Here is a 16,045-nt window from a genome sequence, read left to right on the forward strand (position 1 = left end):
TGCGATAGGGATACAAGATAATGCGGTCCAGGGGGCTTTGCAAGGTCGGCGCCTGTGGATAACTTGTGGGTACTTTGTGAGTCATCCGTGGGTATTCGCTGTAGGCCTTGTCCCAAGTGGTTTGCACTATTTTTTGCCTGTGCTACGCCGCCGCGAAGATTTTTTAGGGCGCGCACCCTATCACAAAAAACGGTTCAGTCGAGGGCTGTTTGCGGTGGTTGGCAGGGGTGGGGGCGGGACGTAGTATCCGGGGCTGATGTTGCGCTTTGGTGAAGGCGGATTAGCGCTGCAATCAAAGGCCGGCACGGACAACGCAAGGCCAGACAATAACCAGAAGAAGGGGAGGCCATGGATCAGCCAATCAACCGCATCCTGATCGTCGAGGACGACCAGCGCCTGGCCGAACTGACTGCCGAATACCTCCAGGTCAACGGCTTCGAAGTGGCGGTGGAGGGCGACGGTGGCCGCGCCGCGCGGCGTATCATCGACAGCCAGCCAGACCTGGTGATCCTCGACCTGATGCTGCCCGGCGAAGACGGCCTGAGCATCTGCCGCCGGGTACGTGGCCAGTACCCCGGGCCGATCCTCATGCTCACCGCCCGCAGCGATGAGCTCGACCAGGTCCAGGGCCTGGACCTGGGCGCCGACGACTATGTGTGCAAGCCGGTGCGTCCGCGCTTGCTGCTGGCGCGCATCAATGCCCTGCTGCGCCGCAGCGAGGCCCCGGAACGTCGCTCGGATCTGAGCTTCGGCCCGCTGCATATAGACAGTCGCCAACGCGAGGCGCGCCTGAACGGCCAGTTGATCGAGCTGACCGGCGCCGAATTCGACCTGCTCTGGCTGCTGGCCAGCAACGCTGGGCGGGTGCTGTCGCGCGAGGAGATCTTCACCTCGCTGCGCGGCGTCGGCTACGACGGCCAGGACCGCTCCATCGATGTGCGCATCTCCAAGATCCGCCCCAAGATCGGCGACGACCCGATCACCCCGCGGCTGATCAAGACCCTGCGCAGCAAGGGCTACCTGTTCGTCGGCGAGGTGCCATGAACTCGATCTTCCTGCGTATCTATGGCGGCATGCTCGCGGTGCTGGTGCTGGTGGCCGTGCTCGGTGTGCTCAGCCTGCACCTGCTCAACGAGATCCGCGCCGGCCAGCACCGCGAGCGCCTGGCCCAGGGCACCTTCAGCCTGATGGCCGACAACCTGGCGCAGCAGAACGCGGTGGAGCGCACCCGTTCGCTGGTGATCTGGGAGCGCCTGCTCGGCGTGCCGCTGGACCTGCAGCCGCTGTCGGCCTTTACCCTCGACGGTGGGCAGCGGGCGCGCCTGTACCGTGACCTGGTGGTGGTGGAGAAGACCGGCCCGCATGCCGCCCGGGTGCTGCGCCGGATCGGTCACGAAGACCTGCTGCTGGTGGCCGAGGTCAAGCAGATCAGCGAGCAGTTGGCCCGCGCCACCCTCTACCTGCTGGCCGATGAACTGGTGCGTTATCCGGTGACCGAGCAGCAGAATCGACTGGCGCAAATACGCCAGGAGAAAGGCTTTGGTTTCGCCGTCGCCTTGCAACGTATCGAGCGCGCCGGGTTGGATGACGACCAGCGGCGGCGGGTGGAGGAGGGGGACACGGTCATGGCCCTGGGCCGCGATGGCGACTCGATCCGCGTGTTCTCGGGGTTGCCCGGGTCGCCCTGGGTGCTGGAGATCGGCCCGTTGTACCAGCTCAACCCCTATCCGCCGCAGTTGCTGATCCTGATCGCCTTTCTCGGCTTGTGCCTGATCGGCCTGGTGGTCTACCTGCTGGTGCGCCAACTGGAGCGCCGGGTGTCGGGCTTGGAAGTGGCGGCCACGCGCATCGCCCAGGGCAGCCTCGACACCAGGGTGCCAGCCGGCGACGCCGACTCGGTAGGGCGTCTGGCCGAGGCCTTCAACGGTATGGCCGAGCACCTGCAACGCTCGCTGACCATGCAGCGCGAGCTGGTGCGGGCGGTGTCCCACGAGCTGCGCACCCCGGTGGCGCGGCTGCGCTTCGGCCTGGAGATGATCGAGAGCGCCGGCAGCGACGAGGCCCGGGCCAAGCACCTGGCGGGCATGGACGGCGATATCCAGGACCTGGACAAGCTGGTCGACGAGATGCTCACCTACGCGCGCCTGGAGCAGGGCGCGCCGGCGTTGAACTTCCAGGCCGTGGACCTGGACGCCTTGCTGGCGCGGGTGATCGACGAGCTGGCGCCGTTGCGCGCCGAGGTGCGCGTGCTGCGGGGGGAGTGCCACGGCCTGGACGGCGGCGCCTGGGTCGAAGCCGAGCCGCGCTACCTGCACCGAGCCTTGCAGAACCTGGTGCGCAACGCCATGCGCCATGCCGAGGGGGAGGTGCGCCTGAGCTACCAGCTGGGGCAGGAGCGCTGCCGGATCGACGTCGAGGACGACGGCCCGGGTATTCCGCAAGGGGTGTGGGACCGCATCTTCACCCCCTTCACGCGCCTGGACGACAGCCGCACCCGCGCCTCGGGAGGGCATGGACTGGGCCTGTCGATCGTGCGGCGGATCATCTACTGGCACGGCGGCCGAGCGCTGGTCGGGCGCAGCACCACGCTGGGTGGCGCCTGCTTCAGCCTGAGCTGGCCGCGGGAGCAGCCACGGGATTAAACGCTGACCAGGCTCAGCAGATGACCGCCCTGTACGCAGAACTGGCCGTCCAGCTCGGCGCCGTGACGCCAGTCGCTCGACAGGTCGGTGAGCAGGCGTAGGCGGGCATGGCCGTCGGCGGACCAGCCCAGCAGTTCGGCGTGCTCAAAATAGAAGCGCTGGCCGGTGATGGGGTACAGCGCCTTGAACAGGCTTTCCTTCAGCGAGAAGGTCAGGGTCACAGCCAGTGCCTGCTGGCTGCGATCCAGGCGTTCGAGCTCGGCGGGGGTGAGGATTTCCCCTGCCAGGCGTTCGGCGCGCGCTTCGCTCAGCAGGGTTTCCTGGTCCAACCCAAGCCCTGTGCCCTGGGCCGACACCACGGCTGCCGCCCAGCCCTGGCCATGGGTGATCGAACCATGGATCCCCGTCGGCCAGATGGGCGAGCGGTCCTCGTGGGTGGCCGGCACATAGTCACGACCATCCAGCCGCCGCAGCGCCTCGCGGGCGCATACCCGGCCGGCCAGGTATTCGGCCTGGCGCTTGGCCACCGAGCGTTGCAGGCTGGCGGTCGGAACGATGCCGGCGCGCTGGAAATCGTCGGCTGCCAGGTGGGCAGGGTCGAAGGCGCAGCTGACCAGCACCGCGCCGGGGACCGGGTGGGGCAGGGGCCAGTGGTGCTGGAGCGGGGCGCAGCAGGTGGGGAGTCTGTTCATGGGCGATATTGTGCCAGCCTGTTGGCTGGTGGTGGAGCAGATATTTGGGGCTGCTTTGCAGCCGTTTCGCGGCACAAGACCGCTCCTACAAGGGCAGGCGGTCTCCTGTAGGAGCGGCCTTGTGCCGCGAAAGGGCCGCAAGGCGGCCCCGGCAATCCTCAGTCCAACGCCGTCTTGAGGAACGCCTGCATATCCCTCCAGGAGCTTTCGTCAGCCGCCTTGTCATAGCCGATATCCGGCCCGCCATGTCCACCATGCCCCAACCGATCCGCATCCGGGTTGGTAAACCCATGCTTGGCCCCCGGGATCCCGACGAACTTGTAGTCGGCCTTGGCCGCATCCATCTCCGCCTTGAACGCCGCCACCTGCTCCGGGGTGACCATGCTGTCGGCCTCGCCGTGTTCCACCAGGATCTTCGCCCGGATCACTTCGGGTTTGGCCGGCGTCTGGGTCACCAGCGCGCCATGGAAGCTCACCACGCCATCGAGCTTTTCACCGCGGCGCGCCGCGTCCAGCACCACCTTGCCGCCGAAGCAGTAGCCGATGGCCGCCAGCTGGTGCTTGTTGGTGTTGGGCTGGATCTTCAGCAGCTCCAGCCCTGCGTTGAAGCGCCGCGCCGCCGCTTTCGGGTCTTTCATCGCCGCCGCCATGAACGCCTGGGCGTCGGCGGGGTGCTCGGTGTGCTTGCCATCGCCGTACATGTCGATGGCCAGGGCGTTGTAGCCCAGCGCCGCGAGGTCGCGGGCACGGCGCTTGGCGTAGTCGTTCAGGCCCCACCACTCATGCACCACGACGATGCCGGGGCGTTTGCCCGCGAGGGCGTCGTCGTAGGCGTAGTAGCCGACCAGGCGATTGCCGTCGGCGTCCTGGTAGGGGATCTCGCGAGTCTGCACCGCCGCCTGGGCGAGGGTGGCGCTGCACAGTAGCGCCAGGGCAAGCAGGGTACGCATGGTCAGGCTCCTCGTTCGGTTCGTTCAGCCAGGGTTCAGGCCGGGTTCAGCCAGGGTTCAGGGCGACCTCCCTACTCTAGCCCCCAGACAGAAACAACGCATCCAACTGGAGTACCTAACCATGAAAACGCTCAACACCCTGATCGCCGCCATGGCCGTTTGCGCCGCCGGCCTCACCACCGCAGCCCAGGCCGACGACAACTTCGCCAGCCTGACCTACGGCCAGACCAGCGACAAAGTGCGCAAGTCCGGCATGCTGCAGAGCAACACCAATGGCCTGAATGCCGACGGCATCATCGGCAAGGACGGCACCTGGGGCGCGCGCCTGGGCAAGATCAACGACCAGGGCCGCTACTACCTGACCTACGACAACGTCTCGGGTGATCATGGCGGTGTCAAGCTGCGCCAGGAAAACCTGCTCGGCAGCTACGACTTGTTCCTGCCGGTGGGCGATACCACCAAGCTGTTCGGTGGTGGCAGCCTGGGCATGACCAAGCTGACCCAGGACTCGCCAGGCGCTCGTCGCGACACCGACTACGGCTACGCCGTTGGCCTGCAGGCCGGGGTGATCCAGGAAGTTACCGACAATACCGCGGTGGAGCTGGGCTACCGTTACCTACGCAGCAACGCTTCCACCGAAATCGGTGCCCATGGTGGGCCCAAGGACGGCACCCTGCGCCTGAAAAGCAGCGCGCAAACCTACCTGGCGGCTACCTACAAGTTCTGAGGCCGCTGTTATCCTGTCCTGGCCTCATCGCGGGGCAAGCTCGCTCCCACGTATCCCCGTGGGAGTGGGCTTGCCCCGCGATGACAATCGAACAGGCGTATCCACGTTAAGGAGATCTGCATGAAATTGCTGGTGGTCGAGGATGAGGCGCTGCTGCGGCATCACCTATATACCCGCCTCGGCGAAGGCGGCCATGTGGTGCAGGCGGTGGCCAATGCCGAAGAAGCCTTGTACCAGGCCGAACAGTACAACCACGACCTGGCGGTGATCGACTTGGGCCTGCCGGGCATGAGCGGGCTCGACCTGATTCGCCAGTTGCGCAACCTCGGGCAGACTTTCCCCATCCTGATTCTCACCGCCCGCGGCAACTGGCAGGACAAGGTCGAAGGCCTGGCCGCTGGTGCCGACGACTATGTGGTCAAGCCGTTTCAGTTCGAAGAGCTGGAGGCGCGCCTGAACGCCTTGCTCCGCCGTTCCAGCGGTTTCACCCAGTCGACCATCGCCGCCGGCCCGCTGGTGCTCGACCTCAACCGCAAGCAGGCGACGCTGGACGAGCAGCCACTGGCGCTAACCGCCTACGAATACCGCATTCTCGAATACCTCATGCGTCACCACCAGCAGGTGGTAGCCAAGGACCGCTTGATGGAGCAACTGTACCCGGATGACGAGGAGCGCGACCCCAACGTCATCGAAGTGCTGGTCGGTCGCCTGCGGCGCAAGCTCGAGGGCGACAATGGCTTCAAGCCGATCGACACCGTGCGTGGCCTGGGTTACCTGTTCACCGAGCGCTGCCGGTGATCCGCTCCCTGCGGGTGCGCCTGATGCTGGCGGCGGCGCTGCTGGCGTTGCTGTTCATGCTGGCGCTGCTGCCGGCGTTGCAGAAGGCCTTCAGCCTGGCGTTGCAGGAGTCGATCGAGCAGCGCCTGGCCTCGGACGTGACCACCTTGATCTCAGCCGCGCGCATCGAAAACGGCCAGTTGCAGATGCCGGCGCTGCTGCCGGACGAGCGCTACAACCTGCCCTATACCGGCCTGCTCGGCTACATCTTCGACCGCCAGGGCACCTTGGTGTGGCAGTCGCGGGCCACGCGCAACCGCAACATCAACTACCACCCGCGCTATGACGGGCGCGGCAACGAATTCGCGCGCATCCACCAGGACGATGGCGAGGAGTTCTTCGTCTATGACGTCGAGGTCAAGCTGCTGGGCGGCAAGAGCGCGGCGTTCAGCATCGTTGCCCTGCAGCCGTTGCGCGAGTACCAGGACACCCTCAATGGCCTGCGCGAAAAGCTCTATTTCGGTTTTGGCGCGGCGTTGCTGGCGTTGATGGTGCTGCTGTGGGCCGGCCTGACCTGGGGCCTGCGCTCGCTGCGCCGGCTCAGTTCCGAGCTGGATGAGGTGGAAAGCGGCGCCCGTGACGACCTGAGCCGCGAACACCCGCGCGAGCTGCTGCGCCTGACCGGCTCGCTCAACCGCTTGCTGCACAGCGAGCGCGAGCAACGCCAGCGTTACCGCGATTCGCTCGATGACCTGGCCCACAGCCTGAAGACCCCACTGGCCGTGTTGCAGGGGGTGGGCGAGAGCCTGGAGCACGGTGATCGCGAGCAGGCGCGGGTGCTGCAGAGCCAGATCGAACGCATGAGCCAGCAGATCGACTACCAGTTGCAGCGCGCCAGCCTGCGCAAGAGTGGCCTGGTGCGCCACCAGGTCGAGCTCAAGCCACTGCTCGACAGCCTGTGCAGCACCTTGGCCAAGGTGTACCGCGACAAGCAGGTGCTGGTCAGCCTCGAGGTAGCGGATCAGGCGCGGGTGCCGATGGAGCAGGGGGCCTTGCTGGAGCTGCTTGGCAACCTGCTGGAGAACGCCTACCGGCTATGCCTGGGGCAGGTGCGGGTGCGCCTGCATGAGGCGCCGGGGCAGCTGACGCTGTGGATCGAGGACGATGGCCCGGGCGTGCCGCTTGACCAGCGCGAGCGCATTCTCGAACGCGGCGAGCGGCTGGACCGCCAGCACCCCGGACAAGGGATCGGCCTGGCGGTGGTCAAGGACATCATCGACAGCTATGACGCCGAGTTGAGCCTGGGCGACTCCGAATTGGGCGGGGCTGCGTTCCGCATCGCTTTCCGGCTCGATTGAAATCGCGCAAGACTTGTAGGGGCGGCTTTAGCCGCGATCACCGGCCCAGCCGGTGCCATGCACCGCGTCGCTGGCTTCGCGGCTGAAGCCGCCCCTACAGGATGCGCGCTGGGCGGAAATCCGCCAACCTGCCCTGTACGATTTCCGCCATCAGGCGGGAATCCGCCATTTCCTACCGGCTTTTGCGCCCCGTCCCGGGGCATTCATACCCTGTAATCATTGGCCATGCACCGCGAGCGGGCACTTTGGCATCGCCCTTGCTATTCACCTGGCAGACGCCTGCCCAGGCGCTCAAACACAACGACAAATCCCTCCGGGTGCAGGAGGGTTCGCGATTCAGGTGCCCCGACATCCTGGGAAGGATGCGCCGGCCCACTTGAGGAAAAAATTAGCCATGACGACTCGTCAGCCGCTGTACAAATCGCTGTATGTCCAGGTGATCGTCGCCATCACCATCGGTATCCTGCTCGGCCACTACTACCCGGAAACCGGGGTTGCCCTCAAACCGCTGGGTGACGGCTTCGTCAAACTGATCAAGATGGTCATCGCCCCGATCATCTTCTGCACCGTGGTCAGCGGCATCGCTGGCATGCAGAGCATGAAGTCGGTCGGCAAGACTGGCGGCTACGCGCTGCTGTACTTCGAAATCGTCTCCACTATCGCCCTGATCATCGGCCTGGTCGTGGTCAACGTGGTCCAGCCTGGCGCCGGCATGCACGTCGATGTCAGCACCCTGAACGCCAGCAGCGTGGCCGCCTATGCCGCCGCCGGGGCGCAGCAGACTACCGTCGGCTTCCTGCTCAATATCATCCCCAACACCGTGGTCGGCGCTTTCGCCAACGGCGACATCCTGCAAGTGCTGATGTTCTCGGTGCTGTTCGGCTTCGCTTTGCATCGCCTGGGCAGCTACGGCAAGCCGGTGCTGGACATGATCGACCGCTTCGCCCATGTCATGTTCAACATCATCAACATGATCATGAAGCTGGCCCCGGTCGGTGCCTTCGGTGCCATGGCCTTCACCATCGGCCAGTATGGCGTGGGCTCGCTGGTGCAGCTGGGCTACCTGATGGCCTGCTTCTACATCACCTGCCTGCTGTTCATCCTGGTGGTGCTGGGCGGTATCTGTCGCGCCCACGGCTTCAGCGTCATCAAGCTGATCCGCTACATCCGTGAAGAGCTGCTGATCGTGCTGGGCACCTCGTCCTCCGAGTCGGCCCTGCCACGCATGCTGGCCAAGATGGAGCGCCTGGGCGCGAAGAAATCCGTGGTTGGCCTGGTGATCCCTACCGGGTACTCGTTCAACCTTGACGGTACCTCGATCTACCTGACCATGGCCGCGGTGTTCATCGCCCAGGCCACCGACACCACCATGGACATCACCCACCAGATCACCCTGCTGCTGGTGCTGCTGGTCGCGTCCAAGGGGGCCGCGGGTGTCACCGGCTCGGGCTTCATCGTCCTCGCCGCCACCCTGTCGGCCGTCGGCCACCTGCCGGTTGCCGGCCTGGCGCTGATCCTGGGTATCGACCGCTTCATGTCCGAAGCCCGCGCCCTGACCAACCTGATCGGCAACGCCGTGGCCACCGTGGTCGTGGCCAAGTGGGTCAAGGAGCTGGACACCGACACCCTGCAGGCCGAACTGGCGTCTGGCGGCTCGCCGCTGATCGACACCCGTCCGACCGACGACCTGGGCGTGGCCGAAGGCCCGGCGCGTTGAGCGACGTGTGAAATGCACAAAGGCGACCTGCGGGTCGCCTTTTTTGTACCGCTGTCCCGCGATCCGTAGGAGCCAGCCTTGCTGGCGAACCAGGCGCCGCGATGGATGGCACCGGCTGTGCCGGTGTTCGCCAGCAAGGCCGGCTCCTACGACGATCGTGGCTGCCCTATGACTACTCGACCCGGGTCTCGCCGCTGTACACCAGAATCTCCCGACAGCGCCGGCACAGGTAGCGCCGCCCCTGGCGCACCAGCTTGTGGCGCTGGGCAGTGAACGGGAAATCGCTTTGCGGGCACGGACAGCGGTAGATGTAGCGTGTCGCCACGCGCCGCTGCACTTCGTAGTTGTGGCAGCGGTTCGGCGGCAGCTCGTACACCCCGCGCATGATCAACTGCCATTCCTCGCCATGGGCCTGGATACGCTCACCAAACAGCTGGTGGGCAACCAGGTGGGCGACCTCGTGGGCCACGGTCTGGCGCAGGAAGTCTTCGGCGTTTTCGCGGTACAACTGCAGGTTGAAGCGCAGCAGGTTCTCGTGCAGGTGGGCGACGCCGGCTTTCTGCCCGCGCAACTTGAAGCTGACTTGCGGGCGCGGGAAGGGGCGTTTGAAGAAGGCTTCGGCTTGCTGGTAACAGGTTTCGACGCGTTGTTTGAGCAGCTCGGGCATGGCGGGGCAATTCTCCTGACCGGGCATTATGCCGCAAGCGCGACCCAGGCGCCGAACCGCTGGTCAACACGAAACGAGGCCGCCTTGCGGCGGCCTCGGCTTGATGCCCCAGTGTTGGTTCGATCTAGTTGGTGTACACGGGCCCCACGCCCAGTCCCCAGATGATCACGGTCGCGGCCATGATCGCCACCAGAACCACGAGGCCCACCGCCAGCACGGAGCTGGAGAACAGGAAGCCTTCATCCGACGGTATGTTCATGAAGGTCGGCAAGCCGACATACAGCAGGTACACGGTGTAGCAGATCGCCGCCGTGCCGATCAGCATGCCCAGCCACAGGTGCGGGTACAGCGCCGCAAGGCCGCCGATGAACAGCGGGGTGGCGGTGTAGGTGGCAAAGGCGATGCACTGCGCCATGCTCGGATTGGCGTCGTAGGTGCGGGCCATCCAGTGGATGAAGGCGCCCATCACCGCCACCCCGGCGAGCATCGCCAGGTACGACATGATGCTCATCCAGATCGCGCTTTCCATGGTCAGCATCACCGCCGGCCGGTCACCGATCACCCAGCCGACCTGGGTGGTGCCGATGAATGCCGAGACGGCGGGAATCGCCGCGAGGATCAGCGTGTGCGTCAGGTACATGTGGCTGATACTTTCTTCTTCGCCACGGATTTCCCGCCACTCCTGGTCGGGATGGGTAAACAGCCCCACAACGTGATGAATCATGCCGGTCACTCCTATTGGTTGCCAAACGCCCCCCAGATGGAGCGCCTGCGGCCCGAGGCCGAACACCGATGCAAGCGGTAATGTGGCCTTATGTCGCAGTATAGGAAGCCGTTCCCCGCATAAAACCAGCTTTTTAGAGCAAATTGCGCTGTCAGGCCCGGTGCTGATTCCCTTGAAGTCTTTATCGGATTGGCCTACTGCCCCGCCTGGTTTGTGCGTAAAATAGCCGCCTTTTGTCACACCTCGCGGATTCAAGCGCTATGGGCACCCTCTCGGTCAACCAGAACAAACTGCAAAAACGCCTGCGTCGCCTCGCCGGCGAAGCCATCACCGACTTCAACATGATCGAGGATGGCGACAAGGTCATGGTCTGCCTGTCCGGCGGCAAGGACAGCTACACCATGCTCGACGTTCTGTTGCACCTGCAGAAGGTTGCGCCGATCAAGTTCGACATCGTCGCGGTGAACATGGACCAGAAGCAGCCGGGTTTCCCCGAGCACGTGCTGCCGGCCTACCTCAAGGAACTGGGCGTCGAGTACCACATCGTCGAGAAGGACACCTACTCGGTGGTCAAGGAGCTGGTGCCCGAGGGCAAGACCACCTGCTCGCTGTGCTCGCGCCTGCGCCGCGGCACCCTGTACACCTTCGCCGACGAGATCGGCGCGACCAAGATGGCCCTGGGGCACCACCGCGACGACATCGTCGAGACCTTCTTCCTCAACATGTTCTTCAACGGCGCGCTCAAGGGCATGCCGCCGAAGCTGCGCGCCGACGACGGGCGCAACGTGGTGATCCGCCCGCTGGCCTACTGCAGCGAGAAGGACATCCAGGGCTATTCGGACATGAAGGAGTTCCCGATCATCCCGTGCAACCTGTGCGGCTCGCAGGAAAACCTGCAGCGCCAGGTGGTCAAGGACATGCTGGTGGAGTGGGAGCGCAAGCACCCAGGCCGCACCGAGAGCATCTTCCGCGCCCTGCAGAACGTCGCGCCGTCGCAATTGGCCGACCGCAACCTGTTCGACTTCACCAGCCTGAAGATCGACGAGAGCGCCACCCCGCGCTTCCTCGACGTGTTGAACATCTGACCTTATGCGCGACTACCAGTGGTTGCATGAGTACTGCCTGAACCGCTTCGGTTCGGCCCAGGCGCTGGAAGCCTTCCTGCCGCAGCCGCGCACAGCCGCGCAGCTGCGCGACATCACCGACGACCGCTACCTGTCGACCCTGGCCCTGCGCGTTTTCCGCGCCGGGCTCAAGCACAGCCTGGTGGATGCCAAGTGGCCGGCGTTCGAGCAGGTGTTCTTTGGCTTCGACCCGGAGAAAGTGGTGCTGATGGGCGCCGAGCACCTGGAGCGGCTGATGCAGGACGAGCGCATCATCCGCCACCTGGGCAAGCTCAAGAGTGTGCCGCGCAATGCGCAGATGATCCTCGACGTGGCGAAGGAGAAGGGCAGTTTCGGCGCGCTCATCGCCGACTGGCCCGAGACCGATATCGTCGGGCTGTGGAAATACCTGGCCAAGCATGGCAACCAGCTGGGCGGACTATCGGCTCCGCGTTTCCTGCGCATGGTCGGCAAGGACACCTTCATCCCCACCGACGACATGGCCGCCGCGTTGATCGCGCAGAAGATCATCGACAAGCCACCGACCAGCCTGCGCGACCTGGCACTGGTGCAGCAGGCGTTCAACCAGTGGCATGCCGAAAGCGGGCGGCCGCTGTGCCAGCTGTCGGTGATGTTGGCGCATACCGTCAACCATTGAGATCGCCGGGGCCGCAACGCGGCCCCGATACGTTCAGGCACCTTCGCCGGCCAGGCGTCGATCCTGCTGGAACTTCCAGCGCACGAACAGCAGCCCACTGACGAACAGCCCCAGGCTGACCAGCACCTCGACCCAGCCAAACACCGCCCGTGCCGGATCGAACGCCGCCAGCACGCCCTTGATGAAGTAGATATTGACCACGAAGCAGGTCCAGGCATGCGCCCGGGCGCTGCCCATCAGCATGCCCGGCAGCAGTAACAGCAGAGGGATCAGCTCGATGGCCAGGATCACCTCGACCCGCGCCCCATGCAGGTTGGCGAACCACAGGTTGTTCACCACCAGCAGGGCGATCAGGCCGAAGAAGCAGGCCAGGCTCAGGGCGCGGATCAGCCGTACGCGTGGGGCGAGCCACTCCAGCGGCGGCAGCACCTTGGGTTTTCTAGCCACGCTGGCCACCCAGGGCCTTGGCCGTATTGGCCAGGCGTTGGCCGAGGGCGCGGCACAGGGCGATCTCGTGCTGGTCCAGCTCGCGCTTGCCGTCGGCGCCGGCATGGTGGCTGGCACCATACGGAGTGCCACCGCCGCTGGTTTCGAGCAGCGCCGACTCGCTGTAGGGCAGGCCGGTGACCAGCATGCCGTGGTGCATCAGCGGCAGCAGCATCGACAGCAGGGTGGTTTCCTGGCCGCCGTGCAGGCTGGCGGTGGACGTGAACACTGCCGCCGGCTTGCCCACCAGCTCGCCGCCCAGCCACAGGCTGCTGGTGCCGTCGAGGAAGTACTTGAGCGGCGCGGCCATGTTGCCGAAGCGGGTCGGGCTGCCCAGGGCCAGGCCCGCGCAGTGGCGCAAGTCGTCGAGGGTGGCGTACAGCGCGCCGCTGGCCGGGATGTCCGGAGCCACGGCTTCGCACTCGGTGGAGATCGCCGGCACTGTGCGCAGGCGCGCCTCCAGGCCAGCCATCTCGACGCCGCGGGCAATGTGCCGGGCCATCTCGCTGGTCGAGCCGTGGCGGCTGTAGTACAGCACCAGGATGTAGGGTTCGCTCACGGCAGGATCTCCAGGACCTTCTCGGGTGGGCGCCCGATCACGGCCTTGTCGCCTGCGACCAGGATCGGGCGTTCGATCAGCTTGGGATGTTGCGCCATGGCGTCGATCAGCTGGGCGTCGGTCAGGGCCGGGTTGGCCAGGTCGAGCGCCTTGTATTCATCTTCGCCGGTGCGCAGCAGTTGCCGCGCACCGATCCCCAGCTTGCCCAGCAGTTGCTTGAGCGCGGTGGCGTCCGGCGGGGTCTCGAGGTAGCGCACGATGGTCGGCGCCAGGCCGCGTGCCTCGAGCAGTTCCAGGGCGCCGCGGGATTTCGAGCAGCGCGGGTTATGATAGAGGGTCAGATCGGTCATGACGGGTCGCATCCAGCTGGGTGTGGCGGCTATTCTAACCGCAGCGACCGACTTCAATGCTTGAAAACTTCGAGAAGGATTGACCCATGGCAAGGCGTTTGGCAGCTGCACTGGCCATCACCGCGAGCCTGCTGCTCGGCGGCTGCGGTGCGGACTACGGCGTGGACCAGCACGGCAATACGGTGAAGGCCGAACAGGTCGAGGGGCACTGGCTGGTGCTCAACTACTGGGCCGAATGGTGCGGCCCGTGCCGTACCGAAATCCCCGAGCTCAATGCGGCGGCGAAGCAGTGGGATGCCCAGGGCATCAAGGTGCTGGGGGTGAACTTCGATGGCTTGCAAGGCGCGGACCTCAAGGCCGCCGCCGAGACCCTCGGGATTGGCTTCACCGTGCTGGCGCAAGACCCGGCCGAGCGTTACGAGCTGCCGCGCAGCGAGGCGTTGCCGGTGACCTACATCATCGACGACAAGGGCAAGGTGCGTGAGCAGTTGATGGGTGAGCAGACGCTCGAGGGGTTGCAGGCGAAGATCAAGGCTTTGAAAGGCGGCGCCTGATCGATCTTGGGGCTGCCTTGCAGCCCTATCGCGACACAAGGCCGCTCCTACAGGGTTTCGCATTCACCGGTAGGAGCGGACTTGCCGAGGCGTCGGACCGGCCGGAAAGGGCCGCAAAGCGGCCCCGGCACTTGTCAGCCTTCCTCTGGCCAGAACCGCAGTGGCTTGCCCTCGGCCGGCCAGAAGCGGATCTGCTCGATTGGCGACACATCCCAGCGCTGCACCGTCTCCAGCGCCTGCAGGAAGCGTTTTTCCTGGTCCATCAGCGCTGGCGCGCACAGCTTGCGGGTCTTGCCGACCTTGCCGAAGCTTAAGTGCTCGCCGTCCAGCGTATAGGGCGCGAACCAGTGGTTGCAGCCGGCATTGCCATAGGCACGGCCATCGCTGGCCAGGGTCAGGGTCAGGTGGCTGTAGTCGATCAGCGGGCGTTCACCGATCCACTCCAATAGGTAGCTTTGCTCCTGCTGCAGCTTTGAAGGTTGTGACGCGCAGCCTATCAGGCCGGTGGCGATCAGCACGCCGGTCAGCAGTTGTTTCACTCAGGCGCGCTCCTGGCACTGCGGGCACAGGTGCTTGTCGCCCTGGCTGGCCCAGCCCAGCTCCTGGATACGGGCGGCGGCTGCCGGGGCGTGGCCCTTCTTGCCGAGCTTGGCCTCGGCGGCGAACTCGAAGTCCAGCACCGCGTCGCAGCCGTCGCACTTGACCTGCCACTGGTGGATTTCCAGCTCGTTGAACACCGGCCCCTGGGCCACGGCCACCCACTGCCCGGTGGGGTTGATCAGGTGGCGCACGCTGTCCACGGTCAGGCGCATGGACAGGGTTTTGCTGCCTTTGAGCGAAACCAGCAGCGCGTCGCCCTTCTGGATCGAGCCGCCGTTGCCGGTGACCTGGTAGCGGCCCGGTACCAGGGCGCGGCACTCGATCAAGGTGTGTTGCGGATTGAAAAGGGTGTAGCGGAAATCGTGTTCGACCATGGGTCCTCCAGAAATGCCGCGTATCCTAGCATCATCCCGTGACCAGATTCTGCGGATTGCCTGCCGCCCAGCGGGCGATGTTGTCCAGGGTGGTGGTGGCGATGGCATCCAGTGCCTCGCGGGTGAGAAATGCTTGGTGCGCGGTGACGATCACGTTGGGGAAGGTCAGCAGCCGCGCCAGCACGTCGTCCTGCAACGGCTGGTCGGAGCGGTCCTCGAAAAACAGTTGCGCCTCTTCTTCATACACATCCAGTCCCAGGTAGCCGAGCTGGCCGCTCTTGAGCGCGTCGATCAGCGCCGGGGTGTCGACCAGCGCGCCGCGACCGGTGTTGATGAGCATGGCGCCGGGTTGCAGCTGGGCCAGGCTCTGGGCGTTGATCAGGTGGCGGGTGTGCTCGGTCAGCGGGCAGTGCAGGCTGATGATCCGCGCTTCGCGCAGCAGCTCGGGCAGCGCCAGGTAGCGGGCGCCGAGGGCCAGCAGTTCGGGGTTGGGGCAGGGGTCGTAGGCCAGCAGCTGGCAGCCGAAACCGGCCATGATACGGGCGAAGGCGGCGCCGATCTGGCCGGTGCCGACCACGCCGACGGTCTTGCCATGCAGGTCGAAGCCGGTCAGCCCGTGCAGGGTGAAGTCGCCTTCGCGGGTGCGGTTGTAGGCCCGGTGCAGGCGCCGGTTGAGGGACAGGATCAGGGCCACGGCGTGCTCGGCGACCGCGTGCGGCGAGTAGGCCGGCACCCGTACCACGGACAGTTTCAGGCGCTGCGCCGCGGCCAGGTCGACATGGTTGTAGCCGGCCGAGCGCAACGCCACCAGGCGCGTGCCGCCGGCGGCCAGGCGCTCGAGCACTGGGGGGTCGAGTTCGTCGTTGATGAAGGCGCAGACCACCTCGAAGCCCTTGGCCAGGGCGGCGGTGTCGAGGGTCAGGCGGGCTGCCTGGTAGTGCAGCTCCAGGGCGCCGCTCTGGGCGGCGTGGGTGAAGCTTTCCTGATCGTAGTGCTGGCTGCTGAACAACAGGGCGCGCATGGTTGTGTTCCTTTCATGAGACCGTTGCCAGTCTAGGCCAGTGGGCCGGCTCGGTATTGATCTGCGCGGCTTTGTGGTGTTGGCGT

At 65.5% G+C, this 16,045-nt stretch carries 19 protein-coding genes; 9 read left to right on the forward strand and 10 right to left on the reverse strand.

Going from position 1 to position 16,045, the window contains the following annotated elements; genetic code table 11:
• Window positions 1–348: 348 nt before the first annotated feature.
• Window positions 349–1,044: a response regulator gene (locus ACODS5_RS15405; RefSeq protein WP_134691816.1), complete on the forward strand. Its 696-nt coding sequence runs from the start codon at window positions 349–351 to the stop codon at window positions 1,042–1,044.
• Window positions 1,041–2,642: an ATP-binding protein gene (locus tag ACODS5_RS15410; RefSeq protein WP_134691817.1), complete on the forward strand. Its 1,602-nt coding sequence runs from the start codon at window positions 1,041–1,043 to the stop codon at window positions 2,640–2,642. The genes ACODS5_RS15405 and ACODS5_RS15410 overlap by 4 nt, the downstream gene beginning before the upstream one ends.
• On the opposite strand, the gene ACODS5_RS15415 is transcribed toward ACODS5_RS15410, so the two are convergent.
• Window positions 2,639–3,334 (reverse strand): 4'-phosphopantetheinyl transferase family protein, encoded by a 696-nt coding sequence (locus ACODS5_RS15415; RefSeq protein ID WP_489109063.1) that lies wholly within the window; start codon window positions 3,332–3,334, stop codon window positions 2,639–2,641. The two genes, ACODS5_RS15410 and ACODS5_RS15415, sit on opposite strands and share 4 nt — an antisense overlap.
• Before the next feature lie 158 nt (window positions 3,335–3,492).
• Complete coding sequence (locus ACODS5_RS15420) at window positions 3,493–4,284, reverse strand: dienelactone hydrolase family protein (RefSeq protein WP_489109064.1); 792 nt, start codon at window positions 4,282–4,284, stop codon at window positions 3,493–3,495.
• Window positions 4,285–4,405: 121 nt separating this feature from the next.
• Here ACODS5_RS15420 and ACODS5_RS15425 point away from each other — a divergent pair, with 121 nt between their 5' ends.
• From ACODS5_RS15425 to ACODS5_RS15440, 4 genes are all read left to right on the forward strand, one after another.
• The gene (locus tag ACODS5_RS15425) at window positions 4,406–5,011 is read left to right on the forward strand and encodes an outer membrane protein (protein ID WP_489109065.1); all 606 of its coding nucleotides are present in this window, start codon (window positions 4,406–4,408) and stop codon (window positions 5,009–5,011) included.
• Between the two features lie 120 nt (window positions 5,012–5,131).
• Complete coding sequence (locus ACODS5_RS15430; protein ID WP_134691821.1) at window positions 5,132–5,809, forward strand: response regulator; 678 nt, start codon at window positions 5,132–5,134, stop codon at window positions 5,807–5,809.
• A complete protein-coding gene (locus tag ACODS5_RS15435) occupies window positions 5,806–7,146 on the forward strand; it encodes an ATP-binding protein (protein WP_489109066.1) in 1,341 nt (446 codons plus the stop codon). The genes ACODS5_RS15430 and ACODS5_RS15435 overlap by 4 nt, the downstream gene beginning before the upstream one ends.
• Before the next feature lie 394 nt (window positions 7,147–7,540).
• The gene (locus ACODS5_RS15440) at window positions 7,541–8,863 is read left to right on the forward strand and encodes a dicarboxylate/amino acid:cation symporter (RefSeq protein ID WP_134691824.1); all 1,323 of its coding nucleotides are present in this window, start codon (window positions 7,541–7,543) and stop codon (window positions 8,861–8,863) included.
• A 172-nt stretch (window positions 8,864–9,035) separates the two neighbouring features.
• On the opposite strand, the gene ACODS5_RS15445 is transcribed toward ACODS5_RS15440, so the two are convergent.
• Both ACODS5_RS15445 and ACODS5_RS15450 read right to left on the reverse strand, forming a co-directional pair.
• Entirely contained in the window at window positions 9,036–9,530 is a 495-nt protein-coding gene (locus ACODS5_RS15445) for a SprT family zinc-dependent metalloprotease (RefSeq protein ID WP_134691825.1), read from the reverse strand.
• A 124-nt stretch (window positions 9,531–9,654) separates the two neighbouring features.
• On the reverse strand, window positions 9,655–10,254 hold the full coding sequence (locus ACODS5_RS15450; RefSeq protein ID WP_134691826.1) for a Yip1 family protein: 600 nt from the start codon (window positions 10,252–10,254) through the stop codon (window positions 9,655–9,657).
• Window positions 10,255–10,514: 260 nt separating this feature from the next.
• On the opposite strand from ACODS5_RS15450, the gene ttcA reads away from it, so the two are divergent.
• On the forward strand, window positions 10,515–11,339 hold the full coding sequence (gene ttcA, locus ACODS5_RS15455) for a tRNA 2-thiocytidine(32) synthetase TtcA (protein WP_489109067.1): 825 nt from the start codon (window positions 10,515–10,517) through the stop codon (window positions 11,337–11,339).
• Window positions 11,340–11,343: 4 nt separating this feature from the next.
• Window positions 11,344–12,015, forward strand: coding sequence for a DNA-3-methyladenine glycosylase I (locus tag ACODS5_RS15460; protein ID WP_134691828.1), 672 nt, complete (start codon window positions 11,344–11,346; stop codon window positions 12,013–12,015).
• 33 nt (window positions 12,016–12,048) lie between these two features.
• Here ACODS5_RS15460 and ACODS5_RS15465 read toward each other — a convergent pair whose 3' ends face one another.
• From ACODS5_RS15465 to arsC, 3 genes are read right to left on the reverse strand one after another with little or no spacing between them, the layout of a single operon-like run.
• Window positions 12,049–12,462 (reverse strand): DUF2069 domain-containing protein, encoded by a 414-nt coding sequence (locus ACODS5_RS15465; RefSeq protein ID WP_489109068.1) that lies wholly within the window; start codon window positions 12,460–12,462, stop codon window positions 12,049–12,051.
• Window positions 12,455–13,060 carry an NAD(P)H:quinone oxidoreductase gene (wrbA, locus tag ACODS5_RS15470; RefSeq protein ID WP_134691830.1) on the reverse strand — a complete coding sequence of 202 codons (606 nt, stop codon included), beginning with the start codon at window positions 13,058–13,060 and terminating at the stop codon, window positions 12,455–12,457. The genes ACODS5_RS15465 and wrbA overlap by 8 nt, the downstream gene beginning before the upstream one ends.
• Complete coding sequence (gene arsC / locus ACODS5_RS15475; RefSeq protein ID WP_134691831.1) at window positions 13,057–13,410, reverse strand: arsenate reductase (glutaredoxin); 354 nt, start codon at window positions 13,408–13,410, stop codon at window positions 13,057–13,059. The genes wrbA and arsC overlap by 4 nt, the downstream gene beginning before the upstream one ends.
• A gap of 86 nt (window positions 13,411–13,496) precedes the next feature.
• Here arsC and ACODS5_RS15480 point away from each other — a divergent pair, with 86 nt between their 5' ends.
• Window positions 13,497–13,964 (forward strand): peroxiredoxin family protein, encoded by a 468-nt coding sequence (locus ACODS5_RS15480; RefSeq protein ID WP_134691832.1) that lies wholly within the window; start codon window positions 13,497–13,499, stop codon window positions 13,962–13,964.
• 134 nt (window positions 13,965–14,098) lie between these two features.
• On the opposite strand, the gene ACODS5_RS15485 is transcribed toward ACODS5_RS15480, so the two are convergent.
• From ACODS5_RS15485 to ACODS5_RS15495, 3 genes are read right to left on the reverse strand one after another with little or no spacing between them, the layout of a single operon-like run.
• Window positions 14,099–14,503, reverse strand: coding sequence for an META domain-containing protein (locus ACODS5_RS15485; RefSeq protein ID WP_134691833.1), 405 nt, complete (start codon window positions 14,501–14,503; stop codon window positions 14,099–14,101).
• The gene (locus tag ACODS5_RS15490) at window positions 14,504–14,938 is read right to left on the reverse strand and encodes a hypothetical protein (protein WP_489109069.1); all 435 of its coding nucleotides are present in this window, start codon (window positions 14,936–14,938) and stop codon (window positions 14,504–14,506) included.
• 31 nt (window positions 14,939–14,969) lie between these two features.
• Window positions 14,970–15,959 carry a 2-hydroxyacid dehydrogenase gene (locus ACODS5_RS15495; protein WP_489109070.1) on the reverse strand — a complete coding sequence of 330 codons (990 nt, stop codon included), beginning with the start codon at window positions 15,957–15,959 and terminating at the stop codon, window positions 14,970–14,972.
• Window positions 15,960–16,045 lie beyond the last annotated feature (86 nt).

It is taken from the genome of Pseudomonas sp. FG47, from assembly GCF_057809115.1.